Source organism: Gilliamella sp. Bif1-4 (assembly GCF_001690535.1).
GTDB classification, from domain to species: domain Bacteria; phylum Pseudomonadota; class Gammaproteobacteria; order Enterobacterales; family Orbaceae; genus Gilliamella; species Gilliamella bombi.
The window spans coordinates 38,091-49,895 of record NZ_LZHC01000009.1 but is presented as its reverse complement, the minus strand read 5'-3'; the positions used below and the strand labels follow the sequence as shown (position 1 = coordinate 49,895).

Annotated in this window: 10 protein-coding genes and 1 pseudogene; 1 reads left to right on the top strand and 10 read right to left on the bottom strand. The window is 36.7% G+C overall.

Annotated elements, in window-relative coordinates; all coding sequences use genetic code 11:
- The 4 genes from A9G25_RS12485 to A9G25_RS00565 form a co-directional block, all read right to left on the bottom strand.
- The coding region (locus tag A9G25_RS12485) for a hypothetical protein (RefSeq protein WP_141674947.1) at positions 1–761 on the bottom strand (761 nt) is incomplete at its 3' end.
- A 662-nt stretch (positions 762–1,423) separates the two neighbouring features.
- Positions 1,424–2,785, bottom strand: coding sequence for a tRNA uridine-5-carboxymethylaminomethyl(34) synthesis GTPase MnmE (mnmE, locus tag A9G25_RS00575; protein WP_065625294.1), 1,362 nt, complete (start codon positions 2,783–2,785; stop codon positions 1,424–1,426).
- A 100-nt stretch (positions 2,786–2,885) separates the two neighbouring features.
- A complete protein-coding gene (locus tag A9G25_RS00570; RefSeq protein WP_065625293.1) occupies positions 2,886–3,509 on the bottom strand; it encodes a YdcF family protein in 624 nt (207 codons plus the stop codon).
- 12 nt (positions 3,510–3,521) lie between these two features.
- The gene (locus A9G25_RS00565) at positions 3,522–4,085 is read right to left on the bottom strand and encodes a DNA-3-methyladenine glycosylase I (protein WP_065625292.1); all 564 of its coding nucleotides are present in this window, start codon (positions 4,083–4,085) and stop codon (positions 3,522–3,524) included.
- Positions 4,086–4,318: 233 nt separating this feature from the next.
- On the opposite strand from A9G25_RS00565, the gene A9G25_RS00560 reads away from it, so the two are divergent.
- Positions 4,319–5,668 (top strand): MFS transporter, encoded by a 1,350-nt coding sequence (locus A9G25_RS00560; RefSeq protein ID WP_065625291.1) that lies wholly within the window; start codon positions 4,319–4,321, stop codon positions 5,666–5,668.
- Positions 5,669–5,765: 97 nt separating this feature from the next.
- On the opposite strand, the gene gorA is transcribed toward A9G25_RS00560, so the two are convergent.
- The 6 genes and pseudogenes from gorA to ubiB form a co-directional block, all read right to left on the bottom strand.
- Positions 5,766–7,121 carry a glutathione-disulfide reductase gene (gene gorA / locus A9G25_RS00555; protein ID WP_065625290.1) on the bottom strand — a complete coding sequence of 452 codons (1,356 nt, stop codon included), beginning with the start codon at positions 7,119–7,121 and terminating at the stop codon, positions 5,766–5,768.
- A 227-nt stretch (positions 7,122–7,348) separates the two neighbouring features.
- Complete coding sequence (gene hldE, locus A9G25_RS00550; RefSeq protein ID WP_065625289.1) at positions 7,349–8,779, bottom strand: bifunctional D-glycero-beta-D-manno-heptose-7-phosphate kinase/D-glycero-beta-D-manno-heptose 1-phosphate adenylyltransferase HldE; 1,431 nt, start codon at positions 8,777–8,779, stop codon at positions 7,349–7,351.
- Positions 8,780–8,825: 46 nt separating this feature from the next.
- Positions 8,826–9,596, bottom strand: coding sequence for a twin-arginine translocase subunit TatC (tatC, locus tag A9G25_RS00545; RefSeq protein WP_065625288.1), 771 nt, complete (start codon positions 9,594–9,596; stop codon positions 8,826–8,828).
- Between the two features lie 59 nt (positions 9,597–9,655).
- Positions 9,656–9,934: pseudogene (tatB, locus tag A9G25_RS00540) on the bottom strand (Sec-independent protein translocase protein TatB); the annotation flags it as partial.
- 3 nt (positions 9,935–9,937) lie between these two features.
- The gene (gene tatA / locus A9G25_RS00535; protein WP_065625297.1) at positions 9,938–10,171 is read right to left on the bottom strand and encodes a twin-arginine translocase TatA/TatE family subunit; all 234 of its coding nucleotides are present in this window, start codon (positions 10,169–10,171) and stop codon (positions 9,938–9,940) included.
- A gap of 86 nt (positions 10,172–10,257) precedes the next feature.
- Positions 10,258–11,799, bottom strand: a complete 1,542-nt coding sequence (gene ubiB / locus A9G25_RS00530) for a ubiquinone biosynthesis regulatory protein kinase UbiB (protein WP_065625286.1) — start codon at positions 11,797–11,799, stop codon at positions 10,258–10,260.
- Between the last annotated feature and the right edge of the window lie 6 nt (positions 11,800–11,805).

Below are 11,805 nucleotides of genomic sequence, written 5' to 3'. Positions count from 1 at the left end.
CTACCCACTAACTCAAACGTCTGCGGTAACTGTGGCTTAGCTATTTGACTAGGTTTAGGATTATTCCTTTGAGTTCTTGCCTCTGGACCTGTTAACTTAACACGGGCTACAACTCCCCAATCTTCATAAGGAAGCCACCAATCCTTAGCTACAACATTTGTCACTGTTGCAGTAATTCCCCCCAAAGTAACGGGTTCCCATGTCAATTCTTCTGGTTCTATTCCTGTTATGAGTAAATCAAAATATAAATTATGCGCACCTGTGGTCGGGAAATTTTGATTGTATGATTCAGGATTGATAGATTGAACTAAAAAGCCCTTCTTAAGATTCCATATGTCAGCTGGGCCTGCATATATCCCAACCCCCCGTTCTAGATTCGGCCTTGCATAATTGATAACTGCCGACGGTAGCATTATTGCATCACTACGATTATCCGCTCGATATTTTTTACCATTCGCCTGTACATTCCATAAAGATGACAATAATAACAGCCCCAACACCAATAAGCTTTTTCGGGACAATTTCGATAATAAGTTGAGAGATAATTTCGAAGATATAAATAAGTTTCGTGCAAAAACTCGTCGAATAGAATTATTTAATAAATTTAAGACATAGGTTTGCCAGGCCTTGTGCCTTGTGCCTTGTGCCTTGTGCCTTGTGCCTTGTGCCTTGTGCCTTGTGCCTTGTGCCTTGTGCCTTGTGCCTTGTGCCTTGTGCCTTGTGCCTTGTGCCTTGTGCCTTGTGCCAAAATGATACTGCATATCACATTCCTTGTGCTAAGTAATACTTTTTTATTTAAATTTTTATAACTATTCGCTTATTTAATAAGCTTGTTTTCCTATAGCGGTAAAAGTATAGCTATTTAAAAAATAGTTGGCTAGTTTTTTGGCGGACTTTTTTGTAAAGAAATGTAAAGATAAAAACGATTCGGCTTTAGTGATAAGTTAATTTTATAATTAAAATACGGTGTTATCTTTAGGACTTTTTGACTTTTACGGAATGATTAATATTGCTGATAACATCTAAAACACAAACACGCCCAACAGCTCAGTTTGGTGTGCTAACTTTACTTCGTTATCGGCATATTTTGATGCTGTGATAAGGCAAGCATATTAATATTGTGGTGCTATAAGCATGTTTTTTTGCTCTAAAAATCGCTCAGGTAGACCATTGATTTTATTTGATTTTTTGTTTTAGTGAAATTAATTCGCTATAAAGTATCTTTGGGAATTTTATATTTTGTTTAAAGTCTATTTAAATGCATTTAAGTATTACATGCCAGCTTTAGTTTATTCATAATAAAAAATTCTTACTTGAGATGCTGATTTTCTTAGTTGTCAGCACATTTTGATATTGGAATATACCAACAACTAGGCAATGTTCTGCTTTATAGACTTTATTTAACGTAGAATTAAAGTTTGACCTATTTACCAATACAAAACGAACTGAATATACGGCCTAATAAATCATCAGAAGTAAATTCTCCTGTGATTTCGCTTAAGGATTCTTGCGCTAATCTTAGCTCTTCAGCGAGCAATTCACCAGCATGGAAGGTGACTAGTTGGTGTTTACCATTATTTAAGTGCTCGGCTGCCTTTTCAAGTGCTTGAAGGTGGCGGCGACGTGCTAAAAATCCACCTTCTGTGCTACTGGTAAAGCCCATTGTTTGTTTTAGGTGATTGCGTAATAGTGAAATGCCTTCCCCCGTTCGAGCTGAAAGCTGAATCAGTGAGTAGCCATTTACTTCACTGTATCCTAGCTTTTCGCCTGTTAAATCGGCTTTATTACGAATTACGGTTACTGGCATATTTTTAGGTAAGCGTTCAATAAATTCAGGCCATAGCTTTTCTGGGTTGGTTTCTGTTGTGGTTGTGCTGTCAACCATGAATAATACACGATCAGCTTGCTCAATTTCTTGCCAAGCACGTTCTATACCAATTCGTTCCACTTCGTCACTAGCTTCTCGTAAACCTGCGGTATCAATAATGTGTAGTGGCATGCCATCAATATGGATATGTTCACGCAGTACATCACGCGTGGTGCCTGCGATATCGGTCACAATGGCAGCTTCACGCCCAGCTAACGCATTAAGTAAGCTTGATTTTCCTGCATTAGGACGCCCTGCTATGACTACTTTCATGCCCTCTCGTAACAATGATCCTTGTTTAGCTTCTTGGCGAACTTCGCTTAAACCAGTTATGACTTGGTTAAGCTGTGCTTCTATTTTGCCGTCAGATAAAAAGTCAATTTCTTCTTCAGGAAAGTCGATTGCTGCCTCGGTGAATATGCGTAAATGAATTAAGGATTCAACCAATGCATTCACTTTTTTAGAAAATACTCCTTGCAAAGATGATATTGCCGATTTTGCCGCTTGTTCTGAGCTAGCATCAATCAAATCAGCAATAGCTTCGGCTTGGGCCAGATCTAGCTTGTCATTTAAAAATGCACGCTCTGAAAACTCTCCCGGCTTTGCAATGCGGATGTTAGGAAGTTCTAATATACGCTTTAAAAGTAGATCCAAAATAACTGGACCACCGTGCCCTTGTAATTCAAGGACATCTTCGCCTGTAAAAGAGTGTGGATTTGGGAAAAACAGCGCAATACCTTCATCTAAGATTGAACCATCAGTAGCTAAAAAAGGAAGATAATGCGCATACCTTGGTTTGGGTATTTGTCCTAATACTGCCTGAGCCACGGCTTGGGCTTGGGGTCCAGAAATGCGCAATATACCTACGCCACCACGACCTGGTGGTGTTGCTTGTGCAACAATTGTGTCTGATTTCATATTTATCTGTAACTGATTTAAATTTTAATAGTTAATGATATCATGGACGCACGGCAAAAACAGTAGTTACCCTTGCTTTTGCCGTAATGTGCCGATGATTTTAGTTAGATGGTTGACTTGGTAATTGGTTTTCAGGGGGGTTACTATCGCTTGGATGGTCGAATAACCAAGAATTTGCTAGTGCTAGGGGTTCTCTTATTAATGCGATATATTTATCTCTTTTAGTCAAATCTAATGGCGCGGCTAAGCCTGATACTTCGTTAATTCCTGAACGTTTAGCTAGCATTAGCGATCGCAATAAATGAAAATCATTGGTTACCACAACCGTTTTGCCTAAAGGTAATATACGATTTGCATAGATAAATTGTTGGGCTGTTCGGGTTGATTTGTCTTCTTGATAAATTCGATTAGCATCGATCCCTTTTTCAATTAAATATTGGGCCATTACACTAGCTTCAGTTGCAGATTCGTTTTTTCCCTGTCCGCCACAAACAACAACTTTGGTTTGTGGGTTATTTTGTAAATAATTTATGGCAATATTTAAACGCTCGGCTAAGGTTGAAGAAGCTATGGCTGGTGTGTTAATCACTTGGGCTCCCAATATGACCAAGGTATCGGCATTTTTTATTGGTTTTTGCATCGAAGAAATATAAATCGCAATGTTAGCAATAATGAAATAGGCTAATATTAAGGCTATACCATACTTTATTGATTTTACTATCATCCATTTTTTCCTTTATTTTTTATAACAATTTTCAAAATGATCGTTAACTAATCCCATGGACTGCATAAAAGCATAACAGATGGTAGAACCAACAAATGTAAAACCTTTGTTTTTTAGCGCTTTTGACATTTTTTCTGATATATCAGTACTTACGGGGACTTCGCTTTTATCGTTAAAATGGTTAATAATTGGTTTATTATCAACAAACGACCAGATAAATTGCGAGAAATCTTCACCACTTTTTTGCATGTTTAAATAAGCATGAGCATTTTTTACAATGCTATTTAGCTTTAAACGATTACGAATTAGTCCTTTATTTTTTAAAAGATGTTCAATATTTTCAGGCGTTAGCTGAATAATTTTGTGTGGGTCGAAATTAAAAAAGCAACGTCGATATTCATCGCGTTTTTTTAGAACAGTGATCCACGATAATCCCGCTTGTTGCCCTTCAAGGCAAATTTTTTCAAATAGTTTAAGGCTATCATATTGGGGGTTGCCCCATTCGTTATCGTGGTAATGAATGTATATTGGGTCATCCAAAACCCAACTACAGCGTACTTTGTTGTTATTTGTCATCAAATTTTATCTAATTTATCCATTATTGATTATGCTTTATCATGATTTATATTTTTTAAGCTTCGATTAGTTAAATTATAAATCAAATAAGTAGTTTTGTTACATACATTAAATTTTTTTATGATGAAAAAAAAGCCTTTTTTTTGTGGCAGAATGAATCTCACGTTTTTAACTTAAATCAATAAAAGATAGATTTTTTATTTTCTAACTTAATTTAATAATAAGGTTTTTCCATGAGTCAGTCTGTAATCAACGCGGAATGGCAGCCTAGTGCTCGACCATTAAATCGGCAGGATTTTAAAACGTTAGTTTTGTCCTCTTTGGGTGGTACATTAGAATTTTATGATTTTGTTATTTATGCGCTTTACATCGATACCATTGTAAAACCACTATTTTTACCGCATTTTTTATCGCCATTAACGTTAGATTTATTTGCATGGGGTATTTTTGCTGCTGGTTATTTGGTTCGTCCTGTTGGTGGCATAATTATGGCGCACTTTGGTGATAAAGTGGGACGTAAGCGAATGTTTACCTTAAGCGTGGCTATGATGGCATTACCTACATTTATCATTGGTGTTTTACCAACTTATGAAGTAATTGGTATTTTTGCACCTCTGTTATTATTAGTGATGCGTATGCTTCAAGGTGCTGCTATTGGTGGTGAAATGCCAGGAGCTTGGGTGTTCATTGCTGAGCATGTGCCAAAGCAACGTTATGGTTTAGGTATCGGTACGTTAACTTCAGGTATTACTGGCGGTATTTTACTTGGCTTTATTGTGACTATCATTATTGATCTTTGTTTTACCACCGTAAATATTTTAGATTATGCTTGGCGTATTCCGTTTATTATTGGTGGTATTTTTGGCGTTATTTCGGTTTATTTACGTCGATTTTTATCTGAAACACCTATCTTTAAAGAGTTAGCAGCACGCAAAGCAATTGAAAAGAATATTCCTGTCGTTACCGTGCTTCAAAAACATAAAACAGCTTGCTTAATTGTAGCTATTTTGACTTGGTCATTATCGACGGCAATTATGGTGGGTATTTTGATTACACCGGGTCGTATTGTAGGTGGCATGTACCATTTTGCTAATCTTGATTGGCGTATTGGTGGTTGTATTGCTGCACTAACTTTGACTATCGGTTGCGTTATTTTTGGTTGGTTAGAAGATAAAATAGGTACAACCAAAACAATGCTAATTAACTGGGGCGGGCTTGCTATTATGAGCATTGTATTTTATAGCTCTTTGTCGCCAGATATGTCCTTAACTAAACTTTATTCGCTTTGGGCTGTATTTGGGCTATTTATTGGTTCTGTTGCAATGACAGCAATAGTTGGTACAAGAGCTTTCCCTCCTGCGATTCGTTATTCGGGTTTGTCATTTTCGTATAATTTAGCCTATGCGTTATTTAGTGCATTTACACCAACATTAACCATTTATCTATTAAGCCCTGAACATTTATTAGGTCAATATAGTTATCTTGGTGCTGGTATTTACATCTCTTTTGTGGCGTTAATTGCGGTTGGGGTCGGTTTCTTTCCTTTAGCTAAAAATGGCTGGCAAAGTGAGGAAAATCATTAATCGATAAAAGCCTAAATAATAAAAACATTAATTATAAAAATATTAATAAAAAAGCAGGACTAATAGCCTGCTTTTTTATTACTAATATCGGTTGTTTTTAACGCATAGTAACAAACTCTTCGGCAGCAGTTGGGTGGATAGCCACCGTATTATCAAAGTCTTTTTTAGTTGCTCCCATTTTAAGCGCTACTGCAAAGCCTTGTAACATTTCGTCCATTCCGTAACCAATACCATGAATACCAACAATTTTTTCATCTTTCCCCACGCATACTAATTTCATTCGACAAGGTTGTCGATGCTGTGTTACTGCGGTGTACATTGCTGTAAATGTTGATTTATACACTTTTACGTTTTCTTCACCATACTGCTGTATTGCTTCTGGTTCAGTCAATCCTACTGTACCAATTGCAGGATGAGTAAATACGACGGTCGGAATATTACTGTAATCTAAATGTTCATCAGGTTTATTGTTAAATAACCTTTCTGATAAGCGACGCCCTGCGGCAACAGCAACAGGTGTTAGCGCTATAGCGCCTGTAATATCATCACCGACAGAATAGATGCCCGGGACATTGGTGTTTTGGTATTTGTCGACGATAACAAAACCTTTATTATCAACCGCAATTCCTGCCGCCTGTAAATTCATGTCATTTGTTGCTGGATCACGTCCAATCGCCCAAATTAAACAATCAACTGTGTAACTTTCGCCATTTTCGAGGTTTAATGTTAGTGAATTATCACTATTTTTAATTACCGATTTTGGAACAGCAAAAGTATGTAATTGTTGCCCTTCAGTAGCAATAACTTCCATTAAGGTTTCAATAATAAGCGGATCAAAAGATCGTAGTGGTGTAGCATTGCGAACAAATTGATGTGTTTGTGCGCCCAAAGCGTGTAATACGCTTGCTATTTCGCAAGCAATATAACCTGCGCCAACAACTGCCACACGTTTTGGTAAGGCTTTTAGAGTAAAAAAGCCATCTGAAGTAATGCCATATTGCGCACCTGGAATATTGGGAATGCTTGGTTTTCCGCCAACAGCAATTAAAATATGATCAGCACTATAGTGCTCGCCATTTACCTCAACGGTATGAGAGTCAACAAATTTTGCATAGCCATGAATGACATCAACTTTGTTATTAGTAAGAACCCGATCATAAGACTGATGAATGCGATCAATATAAGCAGTTCGACTAGCAATTAATTTATCCCAATTGAATTGATTAATAGTGGTATCAAAACCGTAATCGGGACCATAATGTTTAATAGCTTCTGCAATTTGAGCGCCATACCACATTACTTTTTTGGGTACACAACCAACATTAACACAGGTTCCACCTAATAATTTGGCTTCAATAATGGCACATTTTTTTCCATAGGACGCAGCTCGATTAATTGATGCTATCCCTCCACTACCACCACCAATGGCAATGTAATCATACTGTTTGGTCATAAAATATCCTTAATACTCTTTTTCGTTATTTGCTTATTAGCTTTGCATAAAGATCACAATAAAAAAAGTATTAATTTTGAAATTTAACAATAGTTATTAACGATTGATTAAAGTGTATTAATTTTTTTTACTGATTTTTATCTTAAACAAGGATTAACTAAGGTTATTAAGAGTTGAAAAGCCAATCGGCTACTTATTTCAAAGTAGCCGATTTTATTTGTGATTATTTAGCTTAGCGTTCTTTTTATTGCGTTAATAATGTTGGTTGTTGAACATCCATCTTCAAAATTGAGCACTTTAACAGTTCCACCAGCAGCAATAACTTCTTTACCGCCTGCGATATCTTCAGGTTTATAATCGCCACCTTTAACTAATACATCGGGTAAAATAGTGGCTATTAATCGTTGTGGTGTTTCTTCCTCAAATGGCACGACCCAATCAACTGAATCAAGTGCACCTAATACAATCATTCGTTGCATAAGCGGGTTTATTGGTCTTGATTCACCTTTTAACTGCTTAACCGAAGCATCGCTGTTCACCGCAACTATTAAACGATCACCAAGTTTACGCGCATTAGCAAGATAAGAGACATGCCCAGCATGTAAAATATCAAAACAACCATTGGTCATGACAATTTTTTCACCACGCATCCGTGCTTTTTGAACTTCTTCTTTGAGTTCTTCTTCTGTCATTACACCAAAACCGTCATCAGCACGTGCTCGAATGGCATTACTTAACTCTACTTGCGATACTGTTGAAGTGCCAAGTTTACCAACAACAACACCCGCTGCAGCATTGGCTAAGAAACAGCTTTCCTCTAAAGATTGCCCTGCGGCTAAAGCTGCGGCTAATGTGGCAATTACAGTATCGCCAGCACCTGTGACATCAAATACTTCTTTAGCTTGAGTCGGTAGATGATAAGTTGGTTTATCTAATTGAAGCAATGTCATGCCTTTTTCACTTCGTGTAACCAATAGCGCTTTTAGCTGGTACTGTTTAATCAGTTGGTGGCCTTTTTCTATGATTTCATCTTCACTTTGACAATGACCAACTACCGCTTCAAACTCTGACATATTAGGGGTTAAGATTGTTGCACCACGGTAACGTTCAAAATCAGTCCCTTTAGGATCAACTAGAATTGGTACATTTGCTTGATTAGCAAGCTTAATCATTGCTTGAACTGCTGATAATGCACCTTTAGCATAGTCCGACAGAACCAATACTTTATGCGTCGCCAATGCTGTTTGAATACGCTCAAGAATAGGAGTTGCATCAATATTGCCAAATCCTTCTTCAAAATCAATACGGATCAATTGTTGATTGCGTGATAAGACTCGTAGTTTAGTTATAGTTGGGTGTGTTGAAACAGAGACAAAATCACATTGAACTTTGTGGTTACTTAGCTGTTCATCAAGAATTTTAGCTGGTTCATCAATACCTGTTAGTCCGATTAGTCGCGCGTTACCACAAAGCGATGTAATATTCATAGCAACATTAGCCGCACCACCTGGTCGCTCTTCTAAAGAGTCAATTTTAACTACAGGTACTGGCGCTTCGGGGGATATCCGATTAGTTCCTCCATACCAATAGCGATCTAACATAATATCGCCTACAACTAATACATTGGCACAATTAAAATCAGGTAATGATGTATTCATTATGACTTGTTATCCTTAATTATTCAGTTAATTCATCTTTTATCTGTTAACTATCTTTATCAGATTCATAACTGCCGTCATCTTCTGTTTTGTCGTTTTTTCGTGGTTGATAAAAACGGGCAAAAAAAGTGCCAATTTCAAATAGTAAACAGATAGGTACAGCTAATAATATTTGTGAAAATACATCAGGCGGTGTAACAAACATTGCGATAGCAAATACCCCTACAATAATATAAGGGCGCTTTTTTCGTAGACTATTAGGTGTAGTTATTCCTGTCCAACAAAGTAGTATAATGGCAACTGGCACTTCGAAAGCAAATCCAAAAACAATAAAGAGTGTCATTACAAAATCAAGGTATTTTGTAATATCTGTATTGATAGCTACATCAATAGGTGCAGTGTGAATAAAAAAGTAAAATGCTAGTGGAAACACCACAAAGTAAGCAAATGCGATACCAAGATAAAAGAGAATTGTGCTTGATACAATTAACGGCATTACTAGACGTTTTTCATGTTGATATAGCGCTGGTGCGATAAATCCCCAAACTTGATACAGTATGTAAGGAATTGAGATAAATATTGCCACCACCGCAGTTAGCTTAATTGGGGTAAAAAATGGTGCTGCAATATCTGTTGCTATCATGCTACTACCTTGAGGTAATTGGCTGATAAGCGGATTTGCCACGATATGATAAATATCATTGGAAAAATAGAGTAAGCAAACTAATACTAGCAAAATACAGATAATTGAACGCAGAAGCCGTGCTCTAAGTTCAACAAGATGTCCTATTAATGGTTGTGTAGCGTCGTCGGTCATGATTTATTTTTATCTGAGTGAGTTTGAGAATCGATCTGCGTTACAGAGTCGATCTCGTTTTGTAATGATTCTGTTACGCGCTTTAAATCATCAATTGATTCTTGAATCTCTGGCGTAAGTGTTGTTAAACCACTTTGTTCAGCCTTTTTTAGACTTTCTTGTAACTCTTGCAGTTTGAGTTCTTTATTTAATTCTAACTGTACAGTAGCAGACATTCGGCGGAGTACTTTTATCCATCCTACAACTGTTTTTATGGCAATGGGTAACCTTTCTGGCCCTAAAACCACCAGACCAATAATTAACACTAATAGTAACTGACCAAAGCTGATGTCGAACACGGGTTACTCTTTTTTGCTATTACTAGTATCTGTATTGTTAGTATCTGATGAGTCAATATTCTCGACTTTTTGTAAATTGTTGTGCTCTTTTTGGTCGTTGCCGTCATCATCATCCATCGCTTTTTTGAAGCCTTTAATTGATGTGCCAAGATCGGAGCCTAATGTACGTAATTTTTTTGTTCCAAATAACAAAACAACAACAGCAACTAATATGAGGAGTTGGGGCAAGCTTGGCATCATGATAATTATCTCCAGTAAAGTTAATACCTAAATTATACACACAAACTACAATTTTCCCAAATAACTAGTTTTGTGCTCAATTCTTAATGCACAATCAATATAATAATACATAATGCACAAAATAGTGCAATCGCTGTATATAAATTTCGTTCACGCTTTTTACTACGCTGTAGTTCTTGATTGATTTGTTGTAATTGAACATTCATTTGTTTGGAAATTCGTTCATAATCATTTAATTTTTCTGGTAACTGTGGCAACATGACCCGCCACTGAGGCAGCGATTCCCAAGCTTGTTGTAGTATCTTTTTAGCACTATATTTATCTCGATACCACTTTTCTAAAAATGGCTTTGCTGTTTGCCACAAATCAAGTTCTGGATAAAGCTGACGACCAAGTCCTTCAATATAAAATAGTGTTTTTTCAAGTAAGGTTAGTTGGGGTTGGATATCCATATCAAATTGACGAGCGACTTGAAATAATTGCAGTAAAATCTGTGAAAATGAGATTTCAGAAAGTGGTTTTGAAAATGCGGGCTCACATACATTGCGCATTGCCATTTCAAGTGCAATAACATCCGTTGTTGCAGGTACCCAGCCTGATGCAATGTAGGTTTCGGCTATTTTTCGATAATCTCGATTAAAAAATGCTAAGAAATTTTCAGCAAGATAGCGTTGATCATCAGTACTTAATATACCAACAATGGCACAATCAATACCAATATAACGTGGATTTTGTGGTTCTGTAATATCAACAAAAATGTTGCCTGGATGCATGTCAGCATGAAAAAAGTTATCGCGAAACACTTGGGTGAAAAAAGCTTGTACTCCTCGTTCTGCAAGTAATTTCATATCAACATTATTTTGTTTTAACTGATCGATATCTGCAATGGGAATCCCTTTAATGCGCTCTTCAACCATCACATTTTTTCGGCATAAATCTTGGTAAACATAAGGGATATATAAAATGTCGCTATTGATAAAATTATCGCGTAATCTAGCCGTGTTGTAAGCTTCTTTTTGTAAATCTAACTCTTTTAATAGTGTCATTTCATAATCATGCACTATTTCAACAGCTCGCAATTTTTCGCCTGATTCAATCCGCTTAGTTAATTGTTTAGCCACCCAATACATCAAACCAATATCGGCTTGGATAACGTGTAAAATGTTAGGGCGCAATACTTTGATAACTACTTCGGCTTGACTACGTTTTAATATCGCCTTATGAACTTGTGCTATTGATGCTGATGCTATTGGTTTTTCGTCAAAATCTGCAAAATAATAATCAATTGGCTGCTCTAAAGCTGACTCAATTATTTGTTTGGCAATTTTACCGTCAAAAGGGTTAACTTGGTCTTGTAATTTTGCCAAAGCATCGGCTATGTGTTTTGGTAAAATATCACGCCGAGTTGAGATCATTTGTCCAATTTTCACCCAAACTGGACCTAGTTCTTGTAATGCTAGTCGTAAACGTTCACCGATTTCTTGATGTTTTGCTTTAGCTCTAACCCAAAACATACAAAATAATAAAGTGCGCAACCATTTTGATGAACGATGTTTTGGTAACAATTCATTTAATTGATAAGCTCGGAATACAGTTAATATTTTAAACAGTCTAAAAAATGTCATTATTAT